The sequence below is a fragment of the Flavobacterium lindanitolerans genome (assembly GCF_002846575.1).
Classification (GTDB): domain Bacteria; phylum Bacteroidota; class Bacteroidia; order Flavobacteriales; family Flavobacteriaceae; genus Flavobacterium; species Flavobacterium lindanitolerans.
The window spans coordinates 305,401-331,302 of the sequence record NZ_PJND01000007.1 but is presented as its reverse complement, the minus strand read 5'-3'; the positions used below and the strand labels follow the sequence as shown (position 1 = coordinate 331,302).

General features: G+C 37.6%; 27 protein-coding genes and 1 tRNA gene. 2 read left to right on the top strand and 26 right to left on the bottom strand.

What is annotated here, in order from left to right; translation table 11 throughout:
• Positions 1-10: 10 nt before the first annotated feature.
• Positions 11-90, top strand: a tRNA-Leu gene (locus B0G92_RS01545).
• A gap of 50 nt (positions 91-140) precedes the next feature.
• Here the strand turns inward: B0G92_RS01545 and B0G92_RS01540 are convergent.
• The 25 genes from B0G92_RS01540 to B0G92_RS01420 form a co-directional block, all read right to left on the bottom strand.
• Entirely contained in the window at positions 141-590 is a 450-nt protein-coding gene (locus B0G92_RS01540; protein WP_101470853.1) for a LexA family protein, read from the bottom strand.
• Positions 581-1,849, bottom strand: a complete 1,269-nt coding sequence (locus tag B0G92_RS01535) for a Y-family DNA polymerase (RefSeq protein WP_101470852.1) — start codon at positions 1,847-1,849, stop codon at positions 581-583. The genes B0G92_RS01540 and B0G92_RS01535 overlap by 10 nt, the downstream gene beginning before the upstream one ends.
• A gap of 132 nt (positions 1,850-1,981) precedes the next feature.
• On the bottom strand, positions 1,982-3,352 hold the full coding sequence (locus B0G92_RS01530; RefSeq protein WP_101470851.1) for an NADH-quinone oxidoreductase subunit N: 1,371 nt from the start codon (positions 3,350-3,352) through the stop codon (positions 1,982-1,984).
• A 16-nt stretch (positions 3,353-3,368) separates the two neighbouring features.
• Positions 3,369-4,808 (bottom strand): complex I subunit 4 family protein, encoded by a 1,440-nt coding sequence (locus B0G92_RS01525; protein ID WP_101470850.1) that lies wholly within the window; start codon positions 4,806-4,808, stop codon positions 3,369-3,371.
• A gap of 10 nt (positions 4,809-4,818) precedes the next feature.
• Positions 4,819-6,699: an NADH-quinone oxidoreductase subunit L gene (nuoL, locus tag B0G92_RS01520; protein ID WP_101470849.1), complete on the bottom strand. Its 1,881-nt coding sequence runs from the start codon at positions 6,697-6,699 to the stop codon at positions 4,819-4,821.
• 6 nt (positions 6,700-6,705) lie between these two features.
• On the bottom strand, positions 6,706-7,026 hold the full coding sequence (nuoK, locus tag B0G92_RS01515; RefSeq protein WP_056071706.1) for an NADH-quinone oxidoreductase subunit NuoK: 321 nt from the start codon (positions 7,024-7,026) through the stop codon (positions 6,706-6,708).
• Between the two features lie 2 nt (positions 7,027-7,028).
• A complete protein-coding gene (locus B0G92_RS01510) occupies positions 7,029-7,547 on the bottom strand; it encodes an NADH-quinone oxidoreductase subunit J family protein (protein WP_056071709.1) in 519 nt (172 codons plus the stop codon).
• 1 nt (position 7,548) lies between these two features.
• On the bottom strand, positions 7,549-8,094 hold the full coding sequence (nuoI, locus tag B0G92_RS01505; protein ID WP_056071712.1) for an NADH-quinone oxidoreductase subunit NuoI: 546 nt from the start codon (positions 8,092-8,094) through the stop codon (positions 7,549-7,551).
• 65 nt (positions 8,095-8,159) lie between these two features.
• Positions 8,160-9,191, bottom strand: a complete 1,032-nt coding sequence (gene nuoH, locus B0G92_RS01500; RefSeq protein WP_101470846.1) for an NADH-quinone oxidoreductase subunit NuoH — start codon at positions 9,189-9,191, stop codon at positions 8,160-8,162.
• Between the two features lie 5 nt (positions 9,192-9,196).
• Positions 9,197-10,240 (bottom strand): NADH-quinone oxidoreductase subunit G, encoded by a 1,044-nt coding sequence (locus tag B0G92_RS01495; RefSeq protein WP_056071717.1) that lies wholly within the window; start codon positions 10,238-10,240, stop codon positions 9,197-9,199.
• A gap of 198 nt (positions 10,241-10,438) precedes the next feature.
• On the bottom strand, positions 10,439-11,806 hold the full coding sequence (nuoF, locus tag B0G92_RS01490; RefSeq protein ID WP_101470845.1) for an NADH-quinone oxidoreductase subunit NuoF: 1,368 nt from the start codon (positions 11,804-11,806) through the stop codon (positions 10,439-10,441).
• Position 11,807: 1 nt separating this feature from the next.
• Complete coding sequence (locus B0G92_RS01485) at positions 11,808-12,338, bottom strand: complex I 24 kDa subunit family protein (RefSeq protein ID WP_101470844.1); 531 nt, start codon at positions 12,336-12,338, stop codon at positions 11,808-11,810.
• A 142-nt stretch (positions 12,339-12,480) separates the two neighbouring features.
• On the bottom strand, positions 12,481-13,716 hold the full coding sequence (locus B0G92_RS01480; protein ID WP_101470843.1) for an NADH-quinone oxidoreductase subunit D: 1,236 nt from the start codon (positions 13,714-13,716) through the stop codon (positions 12,481-12,483).
• A 22-nt stretch (positions 13,717-13,738) separates the two neighbouring features.
• The gene (locus tag B0G92_RS01475) at positions 13,739-14,260 is read right to left on the bottom strand and encodes an NADH-quinone oxidoreductase subunit C (RefSeq protein WP_056071730.1); all 522 of its coding nucleotides are present in this window, start codon (positions 14,258-14,260) and stop codon (positions 13,739-13,741) included.
• 2 nt (positions 14,261-14,262) lie between these two features.
• On the bottom strand, positions 14,263-14,811 hold the full coding sequence (locus B0G92_RS01470; protein ID WP_056071732.1) for an NADH-quinone oxidoreductase subunit B: 549 nt from the start codon (positions 14,809-14,811) through the stop codon (positions 14,263-14,265).
• Between the two features lie 118 nt (positions 14,812-14,929).
• Positions 14,930-15,295, bottom strand: coding sequence for an NADH-quinone oxidoreductase subunit A (locus B0G92_RS01465; RefSeq protein WP_056071736.1), 366 nt, complete (start codon positions 15,293-15,295; stop codon positions 14,930-14,932).
• 304 nt (positions 15,296-15,599) lie between these two features.
• Entirely contained in the window at positions 15,600-15,800 is a 201-nt protein-coding gene (locus B0G92_RS01460) for a cold-shock protein (protein ID WP_056071739.1), read from the bottom strand.
• 209 nt (positions 15,801-16,009) lie between these two features.
• The gene (locus tag B0G92_RS01455) at positions 16,010-17,146 is read right to left on the bottom strand and encodes a hypothetical protein (RefSeq protein ID WP_101470842.1); all 1,137 of its coding nucleotides are present in this window, start codon (positions 17,144-17,146) and stop codon (positions 16,010-16,012) included.
• Between the two features lie 12 nt (positions 17,147-17,158).
• Positions 17,159-17,617 carry a hypothetical protein gene (locus B0G92_RS01450; protein WP_101470841.1) on the bottom strand — a complete coding sequence of 153 codons (459 nt, stop codon included), beginning with the start codon at positions 17,615-17,617 and terminating at the stop codon, positions 17,159-17,161.
• Positions 17,618-17,671: 54 nt separating this feature from the next.
• Entirely contained in the window at positions 17,672-17,917 is a 246-nt protein-coding gene (locus tag B0G92_RS01445; protein ID WP_101470840.1) for a hypothetical protein, read from the bottom strand.
• Between the two features lie 32 nt (positions 17,918-17,949).
• Complete coding sequence (locus tag B0G92_RS01440; protein WP_101470839.1) at positions 17,950-19,002, bottom strand: serine hydrolase domain-containing protein; 1,053 nt, start codon at positions 19,000-19,002, stop codon at positions 17,950-17,952.
• Positions 18,992-19,918: an HTTM domain-containing protein gene (locus tag B0G92_RS01435; RefSeq protein ID WP_180326388.1), complete on the bottom strand. Its 927-nt coding sequence runs from the start codon at positions 19,916-19,918 to the stop codon at positions 18,992-18,994. The genes B0G92_RS01440 and B0G92_RS01435 overlap by 11 nt, the downstream gene beginning before the upstream one ends.
• The gene (locus B0G92_RS01430) at positions 19,902-20,513 is read right to left on the bottom strand and encodes a hypothetical protein (RefSeq protein WP_056071758.1); all 612 of its coding nucleotides are present in this window, start codon (positions 20,511-20,513) and stop codon (positions 19,902-19,904) included. Before B0G92_RS01430 ends, B0G92_RS01435 begins: the two co-directional genes overlap by 17 nt.
• A 64-nt stretch (positions 20,514-20,577) precedes the next feature.
• Positions 20,578-20,967 (bottom strand): hypothetical protein, encoded by a 390-nt coding sequence (locus B0G92_RS01425; protein WP_101470837.1) that lies wholly within the window; start codon positions 20,965-20,967, stop codon positions 20,578-20,580.
• Between the two features lie 214 nt (positions 20,968-21,181).
• Positions 21,182-21,907 carry a hypothetical protein gene (locus tag B0G92_RS01420; protein ID WP_143394976.1) on the bottom strand — a complete coding sequence of 242 codons (726 nt, stop codon included), beginning with the start codon at positions 21,905-21,907 and terminating at the stop codon, positions 21,182-21,184.
• A gap of 403 nt (positions 21,908-22,310) precedes the next feature.
• Between B0G92_RS01420 and B0G92_RS01415 the strand changes: the two genes are divergently transcribed.
• Positions 22,311-24,014 carry an AraC family transcriptional regulator gene (locus tag B0G92_RS01415; RefSeq protein WP_180326387.1) on the top strand — a complete coding sequence of 568 codons (1,704 nt, stop codon included), beginning with the start codon at positions 22,311-22,313 and terminating at the stop codon, positions 24,012-24,014.
• A gap of 33 nt (positions 24,015-24,047) precedes the next feature.
• Here B0G92_RS01415 and aspS read toward each other — a convergent pair whose 3' ends face one another.
• Positions 24,048-25,793: an aspartate--tRNA ligase gene (aspS, locus tag B0G92_RS01410; RefSeq protein ID WP_101470834.1), complete on the bottom strand. Its 1,746-nt coding sequence runs from the start codon at positions 25,791-25,793 to the stop codon at positions 24,048-24,050.
• Positions 25,794-25,902: the final 109 nt, after the last annotated feature.

The window sequence follows — 25,902 nt, the reverse complement described above, 5'->3', positions numbered from 1 at the left end:
CACATCAATTGCCTGGATGGCGGAATTGGTAGACGCGCACGACTCAAACTCGTGTACTTAGGTGTGTGGGTTCGATTCCCACTCCAGGTACTAAAAAGTAAAACCTCTGAGAAATCAGAGGTTTTTTTATTGGTGTTTGTTTAAATCTTCTTGATTACATAAGTCACAATGCCCCAAATCATAAAGTTATTTTCTTCCGAAATTTTGATGGGTTTATAAGCCTGGTTTTCGGGCATAAGATACAATCCGTCTTTTTCGAGTTTTAATCTTTTTACCGTGAACTCGCCGTCAATAAAACAGATGGCTATTTTTTTATCTGCCGGTTCCAGACTGCGGTCAACAACAAGAATGTCCTTGTCATTTATTCCCGCATCTATCATGGAATGGCCTTCTGCCTTTATATAGAAAGTGGTTTCCGGATCTTCAATTAAGGCTTTGTTCAAATCAATTGTAGTTTCCAAAAAATCCAGGGCAGGCGAGGGAAAACCTGCCGAAACGCCTTGTGATACATATGGGATTTTAAGCTCGCTTTGCAAATCGGGCTTGAAAAAGGTCAGTTTTTGGGCTTTATGTTTGCGGTCTAATGGCATTTGGCTACAAGTATTTGGTCCCAACGGGTAGTGTATTTTGGCGAAAGCATATTTTGTTTCATGTTCCATGTTTTGGAATCCTGAGAACCCAATTTTACTTTCCGGTCTCCGATTTTAGTATTGATTTTATCAATAGCTTTCATCAATAGATGGTGTTTCGGATTTTCTTCCTCAAACAAATGGAGCTGTTTTTCATTGGTATTGATTAGCTGGGTAACGATTACGCCCGCTTTTTGAAACCGCTCTCCCTTATGTTCCTCATATAATTTTTCCAGAATCCGTATAGCAGCCTGATTTATGGTTAGCGTAGAATCTGTACCAAATGGTAGGGTAACGGAATTATGGTAATATTGTTTGGTTGCCGATGTTTTGTGTTCCATGGTAGCCAACATTACAACCACAGTATGGCAGCAGGAATCTTGCGCCCGGAGTTTTTCTGCACAGACAGAAGCAAAAGTGGAAATACGTTCTCTCAGGGCATCAAATTCGGTTAACTGTTTTGGGAAACTTCTTGTGATGGCAATACTTTTTTTATTACCGGGTTCCTCAATGCCTAAAACCGATTCTCCTAATAATTCTTTCCTGAGCCGAAGACCGATAACTCCCATTTCCTTTTTTATCCAGCTTTCATGAAAGGGTTCTGTGAAATCATAAGCCGTTAGTATGTTTTTGGCCTTCATCTTTTTCTTCATGCGGTATCCAATACCCCAAACGTCTTCGATTTTGGTCCATCGCAATGCCTTGATGCGTTTTTCTTCAGTGTCGATAACATAGACACCATTGGTACGTTCCGGATATTTACGGGCAATTTTATTGGCTACTTTGGATAGTGCTTTTGTTGGCGCAAAGCCAATACAAACAGGAAGGCTTAATCCTTTAAGGAGCGTATCTTTAATTTGTTTGCCATAATTATCATAATCAGAAATACTCATTCCTTCGAAATTAAGGAAAGCTTCATCGATGCTGTATATTTCTACATAAGGGGTAAACCTGTTGAGGATATTCATGGCACGCCGGCTCATGTCGCCATATAAGGCATAGTTGGAAGAGAATACTTTGACATTATGTTGCCTGAGCATTTCCCTGACTTTAAATTCAGGAGCTCCCATAGGAACGCCCAATGCTTTAGCCTCATCGCTTCGGGAAATAATACATCCGTCATTATTGGACAATACCACAACAGGCTTTCCATTATATTGTGGTTGGAAAACCCTTTCGCAGGACGCATAAAAGTTATTGCAATCGACTAAAGCATACATACTACAAAATTAAGGCAAACCCTTAAAAATTAGTCTTTGACAAAAGTTAATGTTGAAAACATTATCGTAAGAAAATTATACAAAAAAAGCCATCAATAGTATGACGGCTTTTCTATATAGGGTGTTTTTTATTTATACTAACAAATCCAACAGAAAAGAAGGATAAAGTCCTATTGCAATATTTAGCAGGATAGCGGCTGTTGCGACCGCACTGTATACAAAAGGAACAGGTTTTGCTGCTTCTGTGGCATCTTTAGTATACATGGCCAGAATCAATTTGAAATAGTAGCCAACACTGATGATAGAGTTTACTACGGCAACAATTACCAGAATAACATGTCCTGCATTCAGCATTTGCCCGAATAAGAAAACTTTAGCGAAGAATCCTGAAAATATAGGAATTCCGGCCATAGAAAGTAAAGCTCCGGTAAGCACAGCGGCTAACAGGGGATTTGTTTTTCCCAGTCCGTTGAAATTAAAAATATCTTCATTGTCTTTGTCTTTAGTAACATACAGGAGTACAGAAAAAGCTGCAATTCCTGCCAAAGCATAGGCAGAAGCATAATAAAGAAGAATCCCGGCAGAAGTTGAAACGGCCAAAAGTGTCATCAGCATAAATCCGGCATGCGAAATACCAGAGTAAGCCAGCATTCTTTTTACATTGTTTTGTCTTAGTGCCATGATGTTTCCAATTGTCATGGAAAGGATAGAAATCAACATCAAGGCTGTTTGTGACGAATCAGGAAGGTTTACATTCATTGCACTTACCAATTTGAAGAAAGCAGCCATGGCCACAACTTTAGCCAAAGTACTCATCAGGGCAGTTGTCAGGGCAGGAGAGCCTTCATAAACATCCGGTGCCCAGAAATGAAACGGAACCGCCGCTATTTTGAAAAGCATACCAATACTAAGAAGGATAGCACCTATGTAAAACCAGTCTTCTACATCTGCAGAAGTTCCGGCTTCCTGAATTACGGCCATGTCAAAAGAACCAATAGCCCCATAAATCAATGCAATTCCAAATAAAATAAATCCGGAAGCAAAAGCTCCCATCAGGAAATATTTCATACCTGCTTCATTACTTTTCAGGCTCAGACGATTGCTGGCTGCCAAAACATATAATGAAATGGAAAGAATTTCAATTCCAAGGAAAAACATGGCTAGATTTCCAAAAGCTACCATAGCAACGGCACCTGTCAATAGAAATAGTTTGATAGAAACAAAATCGGATATTTTGTGTATTTGCTTTTCGTGAAAGCTAGGTGTCAGGGCAATTAAGAACACTGTCAATACTATAAACAGGCAAGAAAACGGTGTTGAAAAATTATCGCTGACAATCATATTATTGTAGGTGTCGGCAGAATCATTTAATCCAGTCACTGTCAATCCCAGGATTGCAAGCAAGCCAATAATTGTTACAGGGACAATTGCTTTCCTTACGTTGAAAATTTCAGCCAAAAGGCATAAAACCCCTAATACGGCAATAGCTATTAATGTATACATTTTATATCTGACTAAATTAAATTCTGTTTATAATTTTTACTACTTCTTCAAGGCTTGGTGTAATCAAATCAATGATTGGTTTTGGATATAGTCCGAAAAATACCAATACGCCAATAATTATTACCATTACAACACCTTCATTGAAGTTGATGTCTGCAAAAAATTTCTCGTTTTTGTCTCCCAGCATTACTTTCTGGAACATTCTTAGCATGTAAAAAGCGCCCAAAATAATTGTTGTTCCACCAATAATACAAACGGTAACGCTTTTTTGTGCTAAGCTGTAAAGCAATTCGAATTCTCCCACGAAGTTGAATGTTCCCGGTAAGGCTACAGAAGCCAAAACCAGAATCATGAACATGGAAGTGAATTTAGGTGCTTGTATTCTGATGCCTCCCATTTGTGAAATTTTTCCGGTTGCATATCTTCTGGAAATAATTTCGGCTGCGAAGAACAGACCTACTACGCCAAAGCCATGGGCAATCATCTGCAATGTAGCTCCTCTCAAACCATCTAAGGTCATAGTATAACAACCTGCCGCAATTAATCCGACGTGAGCCAGCGAAGAATAGGCCAATAATTTTTTAATGTCTTTCTGCTTCAAGGCTACGATAGAGCCGTAAATCACTCCGGCAACACTTAAACCTACAAGATAGAACAAATATTCTTTTGCCGCTTGCGGAGCAATAGGCAGTTGCCATCTGATAATACTGTAAAGCGCCATTTTCAACATAATACCTGATAATAGCATTGTTCCAACAGCCGGAGCTTTTTGGTATACTTTTGCCTGCCAGGTATGGAAAGGAATAAGTGGAATCTTGATGGCATAAGCCAGGAAGAAGCCCAGGAATATCCAGAATTGTTCTTGCGTAGACAATTGAGCTTTAATAAGGTCGCTCAAAAGGAAACTTCCTGCTTTTTGGTATAGGTAGATAAAGGAAACCAACATGAATAAAGATCCGGCGAAAGTATAGATAAAGAACTTTACGACAGCTTTCTTTCTGCTTTGCGGATTACCGTTACCCCAGATTAATGCAATGAAATAAATAGGAATTAATGAAAGTTCCCAGAAAATATAATATAAGAAACCGTCTGCGCTTAAAAACGTTCCCACCATAGCAAAAACCATGAACAAGATTAAAGCATAGAAGTTTTTGGATTTAGCATAAGTATTTCCAAAAGACGAGAATATAATCAGCGGAGTCAGGGCAGTAGTAAGGACAATTAAAGCCATACTCAAACCGTCTGCTCCAAGAGCAATATAGATTTTAGGAATTGTTATCCACGGCTTGATGAAGTTGATATCCTGTCCGGCATTATATAAGTTCAAAAGATAAATCGATGCACCAAACGCAGCAAGACTAAATAGCAATGCTATTTTTGAAGCCCATTTGTCTCCGGATAGAAAAGTAGCAATTGCTCCGACTAATAAAATAATTAATAATAAAGATACGTCCATTAGTGATGAATTATTGAGCTAAAAATAAATAAGCGATAATTGAAGCAGTTCCGATAACAAAAACAAAAAGATAGAATCCCACGCTTCCGTTTTGAAGTACTCTTCCTTGCGTTCCAACCATATTTGTGACTTTGCCCAATCCGAAAATAAATCCTGATAAGGCTGTTTCGATAAAGTTTTTCGAGAAGCTTGCTATTGCATAGATTGGCTTCACGATTACCGCCATATAAATTTCATCTACATAAAACTTATTATATAAAACTTTTGAGAATCCTGTAATTTCATTGTCTTCTGCAGGCACCTGAGATTTTTTGATATAATTGGAATAGGCAATTCCAATACCAATTAAGGCACCCACAACTGCCACTCCCATCAATATAAAAGTAGTGCTGTCTAAGTGGTGTTCTTCTCTTGCTCCAATAAAAATTGGCTTCAGGTATTCGTTCAACCAGCTATGTCCGGGGAAGCTGATAAAACCTCCAATGGTAGATAGTATAGCCAATACAATCAATGGGAAAGTAATCAGGCCTGGTGATTCGTGCAAATGATGTTTCTGTTCCTCGGTTCCTCTGAATTCTTTGAAGAAAGTAAGGTATAATAAACGGAACATGTAGAAGGCAGTCATGATTGAAGCTAATGAAGCGATAACCCACAATGCCTTGTTTTCATGGAAAGCTACCATCAGAATTTCGTCCTTAGAGAAGAAACCGGCAAAAATAGGAATACCTGAAATGGCTAAAGTTGCAATCAGGAAAGTAATGTAAGTAACCTTCATGTATTTTCTTAAACCACCCATTTTTCTCATGTCCTGTTCGCCGTGCATAGCATGAATAACAGAACCCGAACCTAAGAACAGACAAGCTTTGAAGAAAGCGTGTGTGATTACGTGGAAAACAGCAATTTCATAAGCGCCTAATCCTAAGGCCAAAAACATTAAGCCAAGCTGTGACACTGTAGAATAAGCCAAAACCTTTTTAATATCGTTCTGAACCAAAGCAATAAATGCAGCAACTAAAGATGTTATGGCGCCTATTATGGCTATAACCATCTGGATAGTTGGTGTCAAATCGAATATGAAGTTCAATCTTGTAATCATAAAAATTCCGGCAGTAACCATCGTTGCTGCGTGGATTAAAGCAGAAACCGGCGTTGGTCCAGCCATCGCGTCAGGAAGCCATGTGTATAATGGAATCTGAGCTGATTTTCCCGAAGCACCAATAAAAAGACATAGTGTTCCAAAAGCAAGCCATCCTAAATCAACCGTACGCCCTGAAGCTACTATGGCTTTAATTGTTGTGAAATCAACAGAGCTGAACAGGTAACCGAGGGTGAAAATTCCGATTAAGAATCCAAGGTCTCCGATTCTGTTCATGATAAATGCTTTTTTAGCCGCATCGTTGTAATCCTGGTTTTTATACCAGAACCCGATAAGCAGGTAGGAGCATAATCCAACACCTTCCCAGCCTATGAACATGATTAACAGGTTTGAACCTGTAACCAGTGTTATCATGAAGAAAATAAACAGGTTGAGGTAAGCAAAAAACTTATGCAGATTTTCATCATCGTGCATATAGCTTATGGAATAGATATGAATTAAAGTACCGATTCCTGTTACGAAAAGTAACCAAAGAACAGACAGCTGGTCTAACAGAAAGCTGAAGCTAACGTCAAAGTTTCCAAGTGTCATCCAGTGAAACAGGTCAATGAGTATAGGCTGTTTTGTACTGTTTATCTGAAAGAAAAAGTTTAATGCGATTCCAAAGGAAACAGCAACTGCAATAGTCCCGATGGTTCCGGAAACATTGCGGCTGACTTTTTTTCCAAAGAATACGTTGAATAAAAAGCCTGCAAATGGCGCCAATAATAAAAATAATAGTAAGCTTGTCTCCATTAGGGATTATCCTTTTAAATTTTTTAATTTATCAATATCAATCGAATGAATGTTTCTGTAAATTCCCACCAGAATAGCCAAACCAACTGCAACTTCTGCTGCAGCAACGGCCATAGAGAAAAATACGAATACTTGTCCTGCTGCATCCTGATGGTAGGTTGAAAAGACAACCAGCAAAAGATTTACCGCATTTAGCATAATCTCAATTGACATAAACATTACGATGGCATTTCTTCTGAACAGAACTCCAAATATCCCGATACAAAACAGTATCGTAGAAAGATAGATGTAGTTGTTAATGCCTATTTCCTGTAAAACATTCTGCATAACTATAAGCTTATTTTTTCTTCTTTTTTAGACAATAGAACTGCTCCAATCATAGATACTAATAACAATACTGACGCAAATTCAAATGGAATCATGAAGCCGTTTTTCTCATCAAGCAATACCTGTCCCAAAACTTTGATGGACTGGTAATCTTCACCAGAAACATAATATTCCTCAATAATTGGCATTGATTTTATGAAAGCAGCCAAAAGTACAAAAGCCACCAGACAGAAAGAAGCCACTGCTGCGAGTATCGTAAGCCCGCTTTTGTGTTTTTCGTCTTCTTTGTTGAGGTTCATTAACATTATCGTAAAGAGCAAGAGAATCATAATTGCTCCGGAATATACTATGATGTGTACAACAGCCAGGAATTGTGCATTGAACAGCAAATAGTGTCCGGCTATTGAAAAGAAACAGATTACCAGATAGATTGCGCTATGAATCGGATTTCTGGAAAAAATCGTCAGGAACGCAGTAGCTAAAGTAATTGCGGATAAAATATAAAATACAGTTGTCAACATATTAATTAGCCGTTTTCAATTTAGTATTATTCAAAGCCTGTTCTAAAGGCATAACCAACTTATCTTTTCCATAAATAAATTCGTCTCTCTCATAATTTGCCTTTACAATCTTTTTAGATGTAGTCAGATAGATGGCCTGTTTAGGGCAAGCTTCTTCACACAAGCCACAGAAAATGCAACGTAACATATTAATTTCGTAGATAGAAGCATATTTCTCTTCTCTGTACAGGTGTTTTTCATCCGGCTTTCTTTCTTCTGCTTTCATCGTAATGGCTTCCGCAGGGCAGGATAGTGCGCACAAACCACAGGCAGTACAGCGCTCGCGACCTTCTTCATCACGCATGAGCATATGCTGTCCGCGGTAAACAGGGCTCATTGGACGAACCTGTTCCGGATATTTAATCGTTACTTTTCTGGTGAATAAGTGCTTAATAGTGATTAACAATCCTTTTACGATTGCCACAAGATAAAGGCTTTCCCAAAAATTCATCTTTTTGTTGGAAACCTCCTTCTTTCTTCCCGATAATGATATAGTTTCTATACTCATTTTGATATATGATTTAAGATTTTTGATTGGAAATATCCCTTCTAAATCTTTTTATTAATCCTGATTTATTGAACCAACAGCATTACTACTGCGGTTACTATAATGTTTGCTATTGCCAGTGGAATCAAGGCTTTCCATCCCAATCGCATCAGCTGGTCGTAACGGAATCTCGGTATCGTCCATCTTACCCACATAAAGAAGAAGATGAAGAAACATATTTTTATAAACAATACGACTATTCCAATGATGTTTGCCGGATTGACACCCCAGTTTTCAACAGCCCATTCCATTCCCGGATAGTTGTAGCCTCCAAAATAAAGAACGGCCAAAATGGTTGATGATATGAACATACTCGCGTACTCGGCAAAAAGATAGAATCCCATTCTCATGGAAGAGTATTCCGTATGGTAACCCCCAATTAATTCGGCTTCACATTCTGCAAGGTCAAAAGGAGTTCTGTTTGTTTCGGCAAAAGAACATACCAGAAAAATAATAAAGCCCAAAGGCTGATAGAAAACATTCCAGTGCATGCCGCTTTGGTTGGCTGAGATTTCGCGCAAGCTCAGGGTTCCCTCCATCATCAGCAAAGCAATGATTGAAAGTCCCATAGCAATTTCATAAGAAATCATTTGGGAAGCTGCACGCATAGCAGACATCAATGAGAATTTGTTGTTGGATGCCCAACCTCCAATCATGATTCCGTATACTCCAACAGACAATACTCCGAATACGTATAAAATGGCAACGTCAATATCTGTAGCCTGCAAAACAATATCTCTTCCAAACAGGTGCAGTTTGTCTCCCCACGGAATAACGGCACTGGTCATTAAAGCAACGCTCATAGAGATGGCAGGACCTACTACGAATAAGAATTTGTTAGGTGTGTTAGGAAGGAATTCTTCTTTTGAAAATAATTTAAGTCCGTCAGCAAGCGGTTGTAAAACCCCACCTTTTCCAGCTCTGTTTGGTCCGATACGGTCTTGAAGCCAGGCAGCGATTTTTCTTTCGGCAAGCGTAGAATACATCGCCATCAACATAGTGATAGCAAAGATTATGACAATAAAAACTCCTTTTTCTATGATTATCGTACTGTCCATCTTATCTAAATATTACCTTCCTTAAATTCCTGTTCCTCTTCTTTTCTCAAAGGAACGGCTGCCATACTGATTTTTCTTCTGTCCTGTTCACGGCCTTTCAGGATTCCTTTTTCTGTTTCGATAACAACCGTATCTAATTTTCTGGTGTAATTGTTTTGGTTGATAACCGAATCTTTTTCGAATTTTCTTGGACCTTCAATAACCCAGTCTTCTACATTTTTATGGTCAAAACGGCATTCGTTACAAATGAATTCTTCCACTTCATGGAATTCGTCTTTTCTTCCGGTAACTCTTTGAATTTCGTTTCCAAACATCCATACGGTTGTTTTACCGCAGCATTTGTCACAGTTTCTGTGGGCGTTGAATGGTTTGTTGAACCATACTCTCGATTTGAAACGGAAAGTTTTGTCTGTCAATGCTCCAACAGGACAAACATCAATCATGTTTCCTGAAAATTCATTGTCGATTGCTTTTGAAATACAGGTTGAAATGTTGGAATGGTCACCTCTGTCAACAACACCGTGAACACGGTTGTCTGTTAGCTGGTCTGCAACCATAACACATCTGTAGCACAAAATACAACGGTTCATGTGCAATTGGATATTCGGGCCTATGTCTTCCGGCTCGAAAGTCCTTTTTTCTTCAATATAACGGGTCTGTGATTTTCCGTGTTTGAAACTCAAGTTCTGAAGATCACATTCTCCGGCCTGGTCGCAAACCGGACAATCCAATGGGTGGTTAATCAGCAAGAATTCAGTAACTGCTTTTCTGGCGTCTGTAACCCGCTCTGATTTGATGCTGTTTACTTCCATACCATCCATTACGCCTGTAACGCATGAAGCTACCAATTTTGGCATTGGTGTTGGATTCGCATCGCTTCCTTTGGAAACTTCAACCAGGCAGGCACGGCATTTTCCGCCAGAACCTTTCAGTTTTGAATAATAGCACATCGTTGGCGGAACCGATTCGCCACCGATCATTCGAGCAGCCTGCAGGATAGTGGTTCCTGGTTCTACTTCTATGGTTTGACCGTCTATTGTTACTTTCATTTTTTTATTCTTGATAAGATAAAGTCTTAAAGTTGTAAAGTCTTAAAGTGTAAAGTCTTGAAGTTATAAAGTTTTAAGGCGTTAAAATCATCTGGCTCTATACCTTCCGACTTTTGACTTTAGGGTTTCCGACTTTATACCTTTTGACCTTATGACATTCGACTTTAATACTTTCGCCTTTCTGACTTCTGACTAAATTTAAACTGTTTGTTTTCCAACCAAATGTCTCACCTTTTCAAAAGGCTCGTTTACGAAATGGTCTCTGTTTTTTATTTTTTCCGGGAAACGGACATGATATTCGAATTCATCTCTAAAGTGACGGATTGCAGCGGCAACCGGCCAGGCAGCAGCATCACCTAAAGGACAAATTGTGTTTCCTTCAATCTTGCTCTGGATGCTCCAAAGCAGGTCAATATCTTCTTCGCGGCCATGGCCGTTTTCAATTCTGTGCAATACTTTTTCAAGCCAGCCTGTTCCTTCACGGCAAGGCGAACACTGTCCGCAGCTTTCGTGGTGGTAGAATCTGGAGAAATTCCAGGTGTTTCTAACAATACAAGCGGTATCGTTGTATACTATAAATCCGCCGGAACCTAACATGGAACCGGTAGCAAATCCGCCATCGCTTAATGATTCGTAAGACATCAGACGGTCTTCACCATTTGCAGTCTTATAAATCAAATTGGCTGGCAGAACAGGAACAGACGAACCTCCCGGAACAAACGCTTTTAAAGGCCTGTCGTCAATCATTCCGCCCAAATATTCATCAGAGTTCATGAATTCATCAACACTAAGTCCCAATTCGATTTCATAAACACCAGGGTTTTTGATGTGTCCTGAAGCAGAAATCAATTTGGTTCCGGTTGATCTTCCAATTCCGATTTTAGCATATTCTGCACCGGTATTGTTAACAATCCATGGCACTGCCGCAATCGACTCTACGTTGTTTACTACGGTAGGATTTGACCAAAGTCCGGAAACCGCCGGGAATGGCGGCTTGATACGGGGATTTCCTCTTTTTCCTTCCAGTGATTCAATCAAAGCGGTTTCTTCACCGCAGATATAGGCACCACCACCACAATGAACATACAGGTCAAGGTTGTAGCCGGTTCCTAAAATGTTTTTTCCAAGCCATCCTGCAGCATAGGCTTCTTTGATGGCTCTTTCAAGAATTTTATACACCCACATATATTCACCGCGGATGTATATATAAGATAGGTTTGCTTCTAAGGCATAGCTGGAAGTAATCATTCCTTCAATAAGAAGGTGAGGAATGTACTCCATCAGGAAACGGTCTTTAAAAGTTCCCGGTTCTGATTCATCGGCATTACAAACCAAATGTCTTGGCTTTCCTGATTTTTTATCGATGAAGCTCCATTTCATTCCGGTAGGGAAACCAGCACCACCACGACCTCTCAATCCGGAAGCTTTTACTTCTTCCACAACTTCATCAGGGGTCATCGATTTCAGGGCTTTTTCTACAGAAGCATACCCGCCGTTTTGGCGATAAACTTCATAGGTTTTAATCCCCGGAATACTTGTTTTCTCTAATAATATTTTCTTTGACATATTATTTATCGTGTAATATAACCTTGTTATCTCTGCAATCAGCAATAAGTTGGTCGATTTTGTCTTTTGTCAGATTTTCCTGGAAAAAGTCACCAAGCTGCATCATAGGTGCATAACCGCAAGCTCCGAGACATTCAACTCCACGTACCTCAAACATTCCGTCTGCTGTTGGCTCGCCAACTTTAACGCCCAGTTTGTCACAGGTATAATCCATCAGATTTTCAACACCTCTCAAACAGCAAGGCGAAGTCTGACAGAACTCAAACATATATTTTCCAACCGGTCTTTGATTGAACATCGTATAAAAAGATACAACTTCATAAACCTCGATTGGCTTTATTTCAAGTATTTCGGCAACCTTATCCATCAGTTCAACGCTCAGCCAATTGTCATGGGCATCCTGAACATCATGCAGGACTGGCAAAAGGGCCGACTTTTTCTTGTCTGCCGGATAATGGCTCAAAAGCTCGTTGATGCGTTCCATCAATGCTTCTGTGATATTTATTTCTTGTTTGATATTTAAACGTTCCATTTTCTATTTCAGATTTTTGATTTCAGATTCGGATCTGACATTCAAAATTTATACTCCTAAATATATTTTTTGATTTTAGATTTATGATTTTTGATTTTCGCGGCTTCAAACCTTAAATCTAAAATCCCCAAATCTAAAATCGTTATGCGTCTAATTCTCCTGCAATTACGTTCAAACTTGACAGCGTAGCAATCGCATCTGAAAGCATTTGGCCTTTTACCATTTCATTGAATGCCTGATAGTAAATAAAGCATGGTCTTCTGAAATGCAGTCTGTAAGGTGTTCTGCTTCCATCAGTTATCAGATAGAATCCTAATTCACCATTACCGCCTTCAACAGGATGGTATACTTCTGTCACCGGAACAGGAATTTCTCCCATTACAATTTTAAAGTGGTAAATCAAGGCTTCCATTGTAGTATAGACATCTTCTTTTGGCGGAAGATAATAATCCGGAACATCTGCATGGTAAGGACCTTCAGGCATTTTTGCCAGAGCTTGCTTGATGATGCTGATACTTTCCCAAACTTCTGCATTTCTAACACAGAATCGGTCATAAGTGTCGCCGGATTTTCCAACCGGTACATTAAATTCGAAATCTTCATAAGAACTGTACGGTTGCATAACGCGAATGTCATAATCAACACCGGTAGCTCTTAAATTCGGGCCTGTGAATCCGTAGCTCATGGCGCGTTCTGCAGAAATAGGACCTACGTTAATAGTCCTGTCCATGAAAATTCGGTTACGGGTCAGCAATTTTTCGAATTGTTCCCAAACAGGAGGGAACTCTTCAAGAAATTCATTAATTTTTCGGAATGCAGCAGGACTCCATTCTCTTTCAAAACCTCCAATTCTACCCATGTTGGTCGTTAGCCTGGCACCACAGATTTCTTCGTAGATTTCGTAAATTTTTTCCCTAAACTGGAATACATATAAAAAGCCTGTCAGGGCTCCGGTATCCACACCCAAAACCGAGTTGCAAATGATATGGTCAGCAATACGCGCTAACTCCATTATGATTACCCGTAGGTATTGTACTCTTTTAGGAACTTCTATATTTAGAGCCTTTTCCAAAGTCATCCACCATCCCATATTGTTTATAGGAGACGAACAGTAATTCATCCTGTCGGTCAAAGGTGTGATTTGATAGAAAGGTCTGTTTTCAGCAATTTTTTCAAATGCGCGATGGATATAACCAACGGTACCTTCTCCTTCTACGATTCGTTCCCCATCCATTAAAAGAATGTTCTGGAAAATACCGTGAGTAGCCGGGTGTGTCGGTCCTAAGTTCAGAATGGATAGCTCGCTTCCGTCTTCATTCTGTCTTTGTTTGATGATATCGGCATATCGTAATTCTGGTGGTAATAATAAGTCTGACATTATAGGTATTATTTCAGTACTATTAGCAATTATCTGTTGTTCTTCCGAAGAAACGGTCGTCTTTATCAGTTCTTCCGCCATCTTCCAATGGGAATTCTTTTCGCATAGGGAAAGAAACCATTTCGTCCATGTTCAGGATTCTTTTCAATTGCGGATGGCCTTTGAAAATAATCCCAAAAAAGTCATAGGTTTCTCTTTCCTGCCAGTTAGCTCCCAGAAACAGGCTGGTTACGGAATCAATTTCCGGATTTTCACCATTCAGGAAGCATTTGATTCGGATTCGTACATTGTCTACCCAGTTGTGCATGTGATAAACTACGGCAAATTGCCTGTCTGTTTCAGCATCCGGATAATGAATGCCGCACACGTCTGTAAGAAAGTTAAAACGAAGCGTTTTGTCATCTCTCAGAAACTGCATTACTTCGAGTATTGATGTGGAATCTACTTCAAAAGAAAAAATATCGTGTTGCTGTGAAAAATCGCGTACAATTAATTCGAAATTATCAACCAGCTTATTTTGTATGTCGGAAGTTTCTAAAGCCATTTTTAAGAAATGTTATAAGAAGCTAGTAATTCTTGATATTCTGGAGAACTTCTTCTCCTTACGGATTCAGATTTTACTAAATCCTGAAGGCGCATAACGCCGTCAAGAATCTGTTCCGGTCTAGGCGGGCATCCTGGCACATAAACGTCTACAGGAATTACTTTGTCAATGCCTTGCAATACGGAATACGTGTCGAAAATCCCTCCTGATGAAGCACAGGCACCAACAGCGATAACCCATTTTGGTTCTGCCATTTGTTCATAAACCTGACGTAAGATTGGTGCCATTTTTTTAGCAATTGTTCCCATCACCAAAAGCATATCTGCCTGGCGAGGTGAAAAACTCATACGCTCTGACCCAAAGCGTGCAACATCATAATGTGAACCCATGGTTGCCATAAATTCAATACCGCAACAAGAAGTAGCGAATGGTAAAGGCCAAAGAGAATTGGCTCTGGCAAGTCCAACTACAGTATCCAGCTTTGTAGCGAAAAACCCGGTTCCTTCATATCCTTCGGGAGTTTCTACCATATTTATTTTTGAATCACTCATTTTTTTTAGATTTTAGATTGCTGATTTCAGATTTCTGTGAAGTCCGAAACAAGAATCTGTTTCTTTGTTTTTATAAATTGGGAAAGTCTTAAATCATAATTCCCAAGTCAAAAATCAATTATTCCCACTCTAATCCTTTTTTCTTCATTACATAGTAAAAACCTACTACCAGAAGAAACATAAAGATTGCCATTTTGGCCAATCCTGCCCAACCCATTTCTTTAAAATTCACTGCCCATGGATACATGAAAATAACCTCGACGTCGAACAACACGAATAAGATGGCAACCAAAAAATATTTTACAGAAAAAGGGATACGGGCGTTCCCTACAGATTCAATCCCGCATTCAAAGTTTTTGTCTTTGTTGACCGACTTTCTTCTTGGGCCTAAAAAACTTGATCCAATAATTGTCATAACCACAAACCCGGTAGCAAGCAAAAATTGCATTAATATAGGGAAATAACTAGTCTGATCCGTACTCATAAAGAATTTATTTTATAAAATAGTTACAAATATACGAGCCAATATTGAATTCACAGCCTACGGATTTCAATACTATATAGTATTGTCCTTAATTTTAATTTAGAATGAATAAAAATAATAAATTAGTAATGCCCGGGGTAGTTATTCGTTTTTTAAATGTTTAAATCAAAAAAAATGAAAAATTCATTTTTACTATTAAAAAAATGAAAATAATTTAATTTTATGTTAAATCCAGAGTATAAAAAAACCGCTCCATTTATGGAGCGGTTTAACTTTTAGGAAACTAAAAATAGTATGCTATATATTAGTTTTGAAGTACTGCAACCTGTGCAGCAACTTTACCTTTTCTTCCTTCTTCTTCTTCGTAAGATACTCTATCTCCCTCGCGAAGTTCTTCCGCTTTGATTCCTGAAGCATGAACGAAAATGTCTTTTCCTGTTTCTTCGTCTACAATGAATCCATATCCTTTGGATTCATTAAAAAATTTAACTGTACCTGTACGCATTGTAATAATAAAAATAATTAATAATGAACAAATGTAGTATTTAATATGATACGAAGTATAATTTTATGTTAATAAATTGAAAAAAAATTATTGATTAAAAAATCTTTTTGTGATTTTTCCTAAAATTCAACCATTTGATTTTCAATTTTTAAGCGAAATACCTCATTTTTTTGATTATTTATGATAAAGATAATCTAAAATTTTAAGAATTATTCAAACTCATTAATTCCATAAAGAATCTCTTTCATTTTTGATCCGTTTACCTCTACAGGGCGATAAGCCATGTTGAATTTGCTTATGGCAACATCAATATCGTCTTTTAATTTTTTGTACTCCAGGGGAAGCTTTGTTTCGCATTGTTTTTCATTCTCATAACTGTTAAGAATGATCTTGAACTTTTCATAAAATTTGCCTCCCTGATCAATAAAACTGTTGTATTGCGTTATGAATTGCAGGAGTCTGTCAATTGGAAAGATGATGTTAACCTGCGATGAATACAATTGGGGTCCCTGTTGTGTTTTCAGATTGGCAAGATAATCGTTTGTTTTCTGCTTTACGCTTTCCCAATCATCTGATGTCCTGCAGTTTTCCAGCGTATTGGCATATCCGATAGGCTTTGTGTATTCTTTGAACAGGGTCTCAATGTCGGTTCGAATCTTTTCATTGCTTTTCTGAAGAAAAGCTGTTTCAAAATAAATCGTATTGAGCTCATTTTGCATTCTGAGCGTAAAATCCAGAATGCACTCGATATTTGCAATTTCCTTGTCCTTTTCATCTTTTGAAAGTGAAGAAACCATCAGATTTGAGAAAGTCTGTACTACAGATACGATGGTGTTGGTTCCGAGTATTGAAGTGAGGTCAAAACCGGCCTTTCTATCTTTTCTGCTTTTTACAATTTCTTTTAGTTTTTCATATTCCGGATATTGATTCGGGTTCGAAATCTTGTTGATTTCAGAGAATGTTCGCACCGATGCAAAGTGATGGTCAAGGCTTAAAACTTTTTCATATAAAAGACGGATAATCTGCAGTCCTTTCAAATATCTGATTTTGGACAGATCCTGCATTTCTTCTTTTTTAAGAGATAAGATTTCCTCTTTCAGCAAATCCTTCTGGATTAAAAAATCGATTTTCGATGCAGTTTCTTTTGTGTCATAAATTTTAGCCGAAATGTCCTGAATACGCAGCTCTTTTTCGCGAATTTTAGGCGCATAATAGGCATTTATTTTTTTTAATTCTTTTTGCATTTCCTTGAAGATAGCATTAAACTCGGGATCGGATCCATTAACGGATGCGGAAGAAACCGTAGCGAAAAAAAGGAAGGCAACCCATAAGACTGATCGTATCATGATAGTAATTTTTTAGTTTCCTGAAAGTGTCAATTTGATGAGGACATACTCGGAGTTGATTTCTACAGGATAACTTCCTGCAGCAACAATATCTTTTGCTGTACTGAGGTTGATCGCCTTTAAGAAATCATGTTCAACAGTATAGGAGGCAGGAATCCTGAAAGTAATCGCATCGCCAGGATTGACATTTTTTAAAGCTTTGCCTAAAAGGGCAATCTGTTTCTCTTCTGTCATAGCAGTTTTTTTAATCCCTATGCAGAATGAACTTTCACCGGTTTTATAAGCATTGGCATTTGAACTTTTCGGGTCCTGGTTGGTTGGAAACAATTTGCATATAGAGCCACTTAAAAGGCAGTCCGGAAATTGTTTTCCCAAACCATTGTCATCAATTGAAATACCAGGTGAAGATCCGCTTTGGGCCAGCGATATTCCGGAAAAAAGCAGGGCCGGGAGGTATAGAATTTTTTTCATCTTATTGTTGTTTTTAATTAGGCTATGAACAATAAATTCATGGCCTTGGGTTAATCATCTCGGTTTTGTTTTGTGTGAAAAGATCAGGCTCCTCATAAAAACGATACATACAAAAAGCAGGTTAATCAGGGCGGTAAAAAGGAGGACTATTACCGTTTTTCTCGGACTGGTAATTTTTTCTCCTTCATTCTTTACATAGCTTATCATTTCGTCATAGTTCGATAATTCAATGATAAAAAAGAGATTGATCAGGTTGATGACGATGATAAAAATTAATGGTATTTTGGTAGTTAACTTCATAATTGATTGATGATGTAGTGAAGTTGGGGCTATTACTTGAAATCTTTAATCATTTGTACTATTATTTTATCTGCAGCATCTTTTGAAAATTCTGCACTGTTTAACAATAATATATAGCTCTGTTTTGAATCAGTATCCACATAGGCGGCACTTGAATAGCTGATTGTTCTTCCTGCATATCCAAATAGGTTATACTGGTCATTTTTAAATTTTAGTGTCCCGATTCCGAAATATTTATTTTTTGTTGTTCCTTGTGGCTGTACAATTGTTGTCAGTATTTTGGCACTTTGAGAGTTTATAAGGCGATTTGAAAAAAACAAGGCGCGAATGAAAATATTCAATTCTTTGGCTGTTGTAACAAAATTTCCGACACCATCTGAGAAATTATTAATTCCAAGTTTGGGGAAATCATCAAGGTTCATTCCGCTGGCATAAGAAGAAGCCAAACCGGGAATGTTTTTTGAATAATATGTTTTTGTATGCTCAAGTTTCAAAGGTTTGATAATGCGTTCTTCCACTACATAATGCAAAGCCTTGTCTTCGATTTCTTCTATGATTTCCTTCAGGATAAAATAATTGCTGTTGGAATATTCATTCTTTTCATTGGGAGCAAATGACTTAGAATTGATTAACTTGTAAAAAGCGGTTCTGCTGAAGTCCTCATAAGGTTGTAAAAAAGAGGAATTAAACGTAGTGGCTGTGAGATAATCCTGAATGCCACTGCTATGTGACAAAAGGTTCTTTATAGTAATGTTTGCGGATATATTTTCGTTTTTCCTGATGATGTTGAATTTTGATAGAGGGTCATCAAGTGAAAGCTTTTTTTCTTCGATTAGCTGTAAGATCAAACATGAAATGTATAATTTGCTGGTACTTCCAATACAAAAAAGCTGATCGTTGGGACTGGGGACATTTTTTTCAAAACCGATATTCTCTATATATAACTTGTCTTTGCTTTCAACTAAGGCAACAATTCCAAAATCTTTAATAGAGTCTTTATAAGGTCCAATTATTTTAAGGAGCTTGCTTTGAGAAAAACCTGCACAGGTAAAAAGGACAAACAGTATTAGAATTTTATTTTTCATAAGCCAGTTGGTTTTCTAAATCTTTTTCATATTCAGAACTTGCATTACTATTGTCTTTTTTAAGGTAAGGAATATAATATGCCGCAACATTCAGTATAATCATCAAGGTTCCGAAAAAGTATAGACCCATAAAAAGGATAATGGATACGTGCATTGAAATAGTAAGTGTCAGCCAAAGTTTTCGGGTTTTGGAATAGTTGATGAAAACCGGATAAAATGTTTCCGTTATCAAAGTCAATATTCCAATACTGATATAGATAAAATTAGGTAGGTCGTAGTCTGCAAGACTGATTAGCCCGTTATAATTATGACCGGAAACAGCTCTCCAGACAGATTCTCCATTATACCAGTTTATTCCCAGCCCTTTGTCCAAGCCGGAAAAGAAATAAATGACACATAAATGGGCCTGAAGCAATAACAATGACCATTTTAAAGACGATTGATTTATTTTGAATTCCTTAATCATATAATCCAGCGAGAATTTCCCTTTTGGAAAAATTATGCAATAAAAAAGAGCCATAGAAGCGAAATAATCTGCACCATACAGATAATAGTTCATTGATTTTAGAATGATTATCTGTAGAATGAAGGACGCAATAGCGGCAACTCTGGTAAAAGCACCCAAAAGCAATAAGCCAAGCATGAAAATATAGACATATATTACGAGATATACGAAATCGTCAAATGCCAATGTAATGCCTAAGTTTGTAAGATAGTGATGGAGATCAACAAGAGTAGGGCTGTAGCCATCAAAGACAAGATCAATAACTTCAGGCTTGATAAAAGCATTTTCCAATAAAATATTGGGAATATCTGCCCAAAAGGAAAAAAGATTCAAAAGGCAGTAGAGCGCGATGGAAATTCTAAAAAAAGAATTCCATTCTATTTCTGAAACAGAGTTATTGAAGAATTTCATAATTCCAATTTTTAACATTGATTAATATTGGTCCGTATTTTTTAGCCAGATCTTTGCTTTTTGTTGCCAATGACGGATATTCAACTAAAAAATATTTTAAGGTTACTTCGTCACAGCCCGGATTATGGACCCGTATCTTGGACTGGTATTTAGCAGCAACATTTTTAATCAATAATTCGCCATATTGATCAAGTAGCAAATCTCGTTTGGTCATCTTATTTGCTTTTTTCTTTTTGGCAGTATTATCTAAATGGTCTGTCATATTCGAAATTAAAGTAGTGTATCTCGAATTTCCTTCATTGGTAAGGAATTTTATATCAATACCCTTGTCACAATAATCAAACATGAATAATCCCATACTTTTGACATTAGGAGCAAAAAAGCCAAAACCTGTTTCTGTAGCCGTATATCGGTAGTAATATTGGCAATAGCTGTTTTGTTGGAATTTCTGAATTTTCGAAATAAAATTATCTGATTCCTTTTGGTGGTAGACATAGTAGATATGGTTGGTTGAAACCACACCTGTAATTACCAAAGTGAAAAGATGGAAAAAGAAAAATATTTTCATCCGGTTGTTTAATAGCTTCTTGATCATAATAATAAAGTTTAAAATGCACTATCCGGAGAAACCAGATAGTGCATTAATTAATACAGGAATACTAGTTTCCGGCATAAGCCGCGATTCTTCTGGATAGAGAAGTGAATTCTGCCATTTCTGCGTCACTCAATCTTGCGTTATCCCAAACCACAAAGTTTTTGTGAACTAAAGCAATGTTTAACCACGTTTCGTTCAAGATTGCTTTACCAGCTTGTGCCTGAAGCGCCATGCCTCCGTTGGCCATAGCTCTTTTCAATTCAACATCAGAAATGTTATATTTTGTTTGCAAAGTTCTGTTGATTACAGTTTGATCTTCACTGCTGAAGCGTGTATCACGAGTTACGTCATATAGGTCACGTCCAATTCTTTGAACTCCGGCTTCAGTAGATTTTGTGAAAGAGAATAATGTTAATGATAAACATGTAAGCGATGTTAAAACTAATTTTTTCATGATATTTAAAATTTAGAGGGCATTTCCGCTATAGTTGATTAGGAAAGCGGTTTGCCATGGTTGATTAATTTTTTTTGTTTGATTTTTTTAGGACCCAAACATGTCCTTCGATTTTTCCAAATTAGGAAATGCTGGGATGGTCTCTGATATTTTTCATGGTCATTTTGGTTGGTTTTGGTTGAACTTTATTTACTTAAACAACTTAACTTTCAGGTTATTCATTGATGGTATTCGCAATAGCATTTACACTGGCTGCTGTTGTGATGGCTTTTGCCATATTTTCATTACTGCCGTAAATTGAACCGGTTATTCCATGGTGGATGTCCCATCTCCTTCCTTTTCTACGCAGGTAATTGGCATGTCTGGCGATTGAGCTGGAAGTAAGGATTGCCTTTTTATCATTAGCTGTTAAAACAGTGTTGGACGATATGAGAACTTCAAAACCGACAATGTAATCGTGGATGCTTTTTGCTGTCGCTTCACTATCTATCATTTGTGTTAGGGCAGCAGCAAAATTCTCCAATTGATTTTTAGCGGTAACAGATAGATTGTTGTTATTGCTGATTGCCGTGTGATAACTTTCGTCAGTGCTTAAAATCCAATTAATATTATTGTAAGCAATTGGAGAATAGTTATTGTTTTTCATTGGGTCGAACTCTGAAAAATTATTGGCAATAGATTCAATGTCAAATATGATTTGTGAAGGAGTAGTATTAGTAGGGGTATTGGTGTAATACTCTTCAAGGATCTGACGGTATAAAATCCCGGCGTTGTCATAAGAATTCGCAGTATTTTGTGGACTCCAGCTGTGCGGATTTTCCTTTTTATGATTGATAGCAGATGTACTGGATTCTGTTCCATTCATTTCGATATCCTCATCTGTAGAGCATGACAAAAATGTAAGTGATAAAAACAGGGATAATGATAATAGCTTTTTCATGTGATTGGGAGTGTTAGGTTTGTTGTTATTATTTTGCTCTCGGGTTCATTTTTATTCGGACATAGAACCCTCGATTTTTTTTAATCCGTTTTCAAAAATTGCCTCAGGATTACGTTGACAAAGCTATCTTGTGAATTTTCCGTTTGCAAGCGTATATGATACGAATTCGCGAAAAACGCGCTACGAATTCGCGAATTCGTAGCGCGTTTTATTTTATTTAATATATTGATTATCAGATAATTATTCTAATTTCTTTGAAAAAACAAATCATCGTTTCCATGAAGCCATTGCAGAAATTAAAAACCGGATATTTTTACCGTTTTATATATTTTTTTATGCTACATTTATAACTCTTTACTTATTTGAATATATTATGCACATCAAAAAACCGCAGAAATTTCTTATGGAAAATAAGTTTGGTATCTTCCTGATACTTTTTTTGATGCTATCAATTCCTGTTTTTTCACAACAAAAAGGATTTTCTCTGCCAGATTCCTTGAAAAATAAATCCTATGACTACCTTAATAATAGAATCGACCTTTATGAAGAGGATACTATAAAGGCGCTGTTTTATTTGGATTCCTATTTGTCAAAAGCAAAAAAGGAAAATAACCTGAACGAAATAGTCAATGCCTATTCCAATACTATCTTTTTTGTGTCAGACAGTCTGAAACCAATATATGCAGATAGTATAGTTGCTTCTGCAAAAATGACCAATAATGCTCCTGTTATCGGATCGGCTTATATTTCGAAAGGGAATTTTTATTATTCTATCAAGGATTATGTTCAGGCTTTGAATTTCTACCTGAAAGCCAGTGATTATATTTCCCGTTCCAACGATGATTATCTCAAATATGAACTCAAGTATCATATAGCGGGAATTAAGATTCATTTAGGATTTAATGATGAGGCTCTTGCTTTGCTGAAGGAATGCGTTGATTTTTTCAAAAAGAGTAACGAATATGATTACCAACGAGGCTATCTGAATTCTCTCCATTCTTTAGGATTGGTTTACAACCGGCTCGGAAAATATGATTTAAGTACAGAAACCAATGAATTTGCCTTAAAGGAAGCCAAACGCCTGAATGTGGAACTGACACAGAATTATATCATCCATTCTGAAGGAATCAACCAATACTTTAAAAAAAACTATCCAAAAGCAATCCATGATATACAACAGGTATTGCCGGCAATTATAAAAAATAATGATTTTGCCAATGAAGCTGTCGGTTATTTTTACATAGGAAAATGCTATTGGGACCAGGGACAACAGCAAAAAGCACTGCCTTATTTTAAAAAAGTAGATCGTGCCTTTGCCGAAAAAAATTACATACGTCCTGATTTGAGGGAAAATTATGAACTGTTGGTTGGCTATTATAAAGAAAAGGGAGATGTGAAAAATCAGCTTTATTATATCAACAGGCTGATGAAGGCAGACAGCGTGCTCAATGCGAATTTTAAATATATGTCCGGGAAAATTCATAAGGAATATGACACCAAAGCACTCCGTCAGGCCAAACAGGAAATTGAAAAACAATTGGCTGGAAAGGAGAAGACTACTTTACTATTGTATTTTTCACTGGCTGTTTTTTTCTTTTTGACACTGTATTTTTTCTATCGTTATTATAGTAACCAAAAACTTTACCGCCAGAAGTTTGAAGAGCTGATGGGGGCAGAAAAAGAAGAGTCCCAGGCTATAGCTGTTGAAAAAGAAGAAGTAGAAAAGAAAGGACTCGATATCAATCCTGATGTTGTAGCCGGTATAGTAAAAGAATTGGAGAAATTTGAAAGCCGTAAAAAGTTTTTAGAAAAAGACCTGACTCTTGTGAATCTGGCATCAGCATTCAATACAAACGCTAACTATCTTTCCAAGGTTATCAATCATTACCGGAACAAAAACTATAATACCTATCTGAATGATTTGCGTATTGAATATATAGTTGAACTTTTGAAAAGCCAGTCCAGATACCGAAACTATACTATTAAGGCCCTGGCAGATGAAGCCGGATTTAGCACACCGCAACACTTTTCAAAGGCCTTTTTTGCTTCTACCGGTATTTATCCGTCATACTTTTTAAATGAGCTCAATAAAGATTTAAATAATTAGCAGCATAAAAAAGCCCCGATTTCGGGGCTTTTATTATTTAAGTCGGATATGAAGTTCTTCCAATTGCTTGTCGTCAATGGCAGAAGGAGCATCAATCATCACGTCACGTCCCGAATTGTTTTTAGGGAAAGCGATAAAGTCGCGTATGGTTTCCTGTCCTCCTAAAATGGCAACCAATCGGTCTAATCCAAAAGCTAGTCCTCCGTGTGGCGGTGCTCCAAACTGGAAAGCATCCATCAAAAAGCCAAATTGGTTTCGGGCTTCTTCTTCAGTAAAGCCAAGGTATTTGAACATTAGCTGCTGTGTTGCCTTATCATGGATTCTGATAGAACCACCTCCAATTTCATTTCCGTTCAAGACCATATCATAAGCATTGGCTCTTACGTTGCCCGGTTCGGTTTCAAGTAAGGCAATATCCTCCGGTTTTGGAGACGTAAACGGGTGGTGCATCGCGTGGTATCTGCCGCTTTCTTCGTCAAACTCCAACAAAGGGAAATCTACTACCCAAAGTGGAGCAAAAACTTCAGGATTTCTCAATCCCAAACGGGTTGCCAACTCCATTCTTAGGGCACTCAATTGAGTTCTTGTCTTGTTTGCAGGGCCGGAAAGAACCAGAATCAAATCGCCCGGTTTTGCTCCGGTGGCTTTTGCCCAGTTTTGCAAATCATCCTGATCGTAGAATTTATCAACAGACGACTTGATACTTCCATCCAATTCATATTTGGCATATACCATTCCGGTAGCGCCTATTTGTGGTCGTTTAACCCAATCAATCAGGTTGTCGATTTCTTTTCTGGTATATGAAGCACAGCCAGGAGCCGCAATTCCTACTACAAGCTCGGCATTGTTAAAAACGGCAAACTCTTTATGTTGTGCCACTTCGTTCAATTCGCCAAATTCCATACCGAAACGAATATCCGGTTTGTCATTACCATAGGTTTTCATGGCATAATCATAAGTAATCCTTGGGAATTTATCCACTTCAATTCCTTTGATTTCTTTCAACAGATGGCGTGTCAGTCCTTCAAAAACATTCAGAATATCTTCCTGCTCTACAAAAGCCATTTCACAGTCAATCTGTGTAAATTCAGGCTGTCTGTCGGCTCTTAAATCCTCATCACGGAAACATTTCACGATTTGGAAATATTTATCCATACCTCCAACCATCAACAATTGTTTGAAAGTCTGAGGGGATTGAGGCAAGGCATAAAACTGTCCTTCGTTCATTCTTGACGGTACGACAAAATCTCTGGCTCCTTCCGGAGTCGATTTGATAAGGTAAGGCGTCTCAACTTCACAAAAATCCAGGTCTGAAAGATATTTTCTGACTTCCATCGTCACTTTGTGACGGAAAAGAAGGCTGTTTTTTACCGGATTTCTTCTGATATCCAGGTAACGGTATTTCATTCTAATGTCTTCACCACCGTCAGTTTCATCTTCAATTGTAAATGGAGGAGTCAATGCCGCATTCAGCAGGCTTAATTCTGAAACTAAAATTTCAATATCGCCGGTTGACATGTTTTTGTTTTTTGACTCTCTTTCAATAACAGTTCCTTTTACCTGAATGACAAATTCCCTGCCCAATGTTTTGGCCATTTCAAAAACGGCAGCATCGGTTCTTTCTGAATCAAAAATCAATTGCGTAATTCCATAGCGGTCGCGCAGGTCAACCCAAATCATAAAACCTTTATCACGTGTTTTTTGAACCCAACCCGCAAGCGTAACTTCTGTATTAATGTGTGAAGCATTTAACTCCCCACAATTATGACTTCTATACATTATCAAAATTTTAGATGGCAAATTTAGTGATAATTGTCAATTATGAATTATGATTTTTCAAATTATAAAGAGTGGAAAAAATAAAATTTATATAGATAATAATCAATGT

Coding starts and splice junctions, on each gene's coding strand:
- B0G92_RS01460 (WP_056071739.1), bottom strand. CDS start 15,800: ATGCGTACAGGTACAGTTAAATTTTTTAATGAATCCAAAGGATATGGA.
- nuoH (WP_101470846.1), bottom strand. CDS start 9,191: ATGGACAGTACGATAATCATAGAAAAAGGAGTTTTTATTGTCATAATC.
- B0G92_RS01495 (WP_056071717.1), bottom strand. CDS start 10,240: ATGAAAGTAACAATAGACGGTCAAACCATAGAAGTAGAACCAGGAACC.
- B0G92_RS01420 (WP_143394976.1), bottom strand. CDS start 21,907: ATGAAAAAGCTATTATCATTATCCCTGTTTTTATCACTTACATTTTTG.
- B0G92_RS01465 (WP_056071736.1), bottom strand. CDS start 15,295: ATGAGTACGGATCAGACTAGTTATTTCCCTATATTAATGCAATTTTTG.
- nuoL (WP_101470849.1), bottom strand. CDS start 6,699: ATGGAGACAAGCTTACTATTATTTTTATTATTGGCGCCATTTGCAGGC.
- B0G92_RS01535 (WP_101470852.1), bottom strand. CDS start 1,849: ATGTATGCTTTAGTCGATTGCAATAACTTTTATGCGTCCTGCGAAAGG.
- B0G92_RS01435 (WP_180326388.1), bottom strand. CDS start 19,918: ATGAAATTCTTCAATAACTCTGTTTCAGAAATAGAATGGAATTCTTTT.
- B0G92_RS01540 (WP_101470853.1), bottom strand. CDS start 590: ATGCCATTAGACCGCAAACATAAAGCCCAAAAACTGACCTTTTTCAAG.
- nuoK (WP_056071706.1), bottom strand. CDS start 7,026: ATGCAGAATGTTTTACAGGAAATAGGCATTAACAACTACATCTATCTT.
- B0G92_RS01475 (WP_056071730.1), bottom strand. CDS start 14,260: ATGGCTTTAGAAACTTCCGACATACAAAATAAGCTGGTTGATAATTTC.
- B0G92_RS01525 (WP_101470850.1), bottom strand. CDS start 4,808: ATGGACGTATCTTTATTATTAATTATTTTATTAGTCGGAGCAATTGCT.
- B0G92_RS01455 (WP_101470842.1), bottom strand. CDS start 17,146: ATGATACGATCAGTCTTATGGGTTGCCTTCCTTTTTTTCGCTACGGTT.
- B0G92_RS01530 (WP_101470851.1), bottom strand. CDS start 3,352: ATGTATACATTAATAGCTATTGCCGTATTAGGGGTTTTATGCCTTTTG.
- nuoI (WP_056071712.1), bottom strand. CDS start 8,094: ATGAGTATAGAAACTATATCATTATCGGGAAGAAAGAAGGAGGTTTCC.
- B0G92_RS01430 (WP_056071758.1), bottom strand. CDS start 20,513: ATGATCAAGAAGCTATTAAACAACCGGATGAAAATATTTTTCTTTTTC.
- B0G92_RS01425 (WP_101470837.1), bottom strand. CDS start 20,967: ATGAAAAAATTAGTTTTAACATCGCTTACATGTTTATCATTAACATTA.
- B0G92_RS01470 (WP_056071732.1), bottom strand. CDS start 14,811: ATGAGTGATTCAAAAATAAATATGGTAGAAACTCCCGAAGGATATGAA.
- B0G92_RS01450 (WP_101470841.1), bottom strand. CDS start 17,617: ATGAAAAAAATTCTATACCTCCCGGCCCTGCTTTTTTCCGGAATATCG.
- B0G92_RS01480 (WP_101470843.1), bottom strand. CDS start 13,716: ATGTCAGACTTATTATTACCACCAGAATTACGATATGCCGATATCATC.
- nuoF (WP_101470845.1), bottom strand. CDS start 11,806: ATGTCAAAGAAAATATTATTAGAGAAAACAAGTATTCCGGGGATTAAA.
- B0G92_RS01445 (WP_101470840.1), bottom strand. CDS start 17,917: ATGAAGTTAACTACCAAAATACCATTAATTTTTATCATCGTCATCAAC.
- B0G92_RS01510 (WP_056071709.1), bottom strand. CDS start 7,547: ATGTTGACAACTGTATTTTATATTTTATCCGCAATTACTTTAGCTACT.
- B0G92_RS01440 (WP_101470839.1), bottom strand. CDS start 19,002: ATGAAAAATAAAATTCTAATACTGTTTGTCCTTTTTACCTGTGCAGGT.
- aspS (WP_101470834.1), bottom strand. CDS start 25,793: ATGTATAGAAGTCATAATTGTGGGGAGTTAAATGCTTCACACATTAAT.
- B0G92_RS01485 (WP_101470844.1), bottom strand. CDS start 12,338: ATGGAACGTTTAAATATCAAACAAGAAATAAATATCACAGAAGCATTG.
- B0G92_RS01415 (WP_180326387.1), top strand. CDS start 22,311: ATGGAAAATAAGTTTGGTATCTTCCTGATACTTTTTTTGATGCTATCA.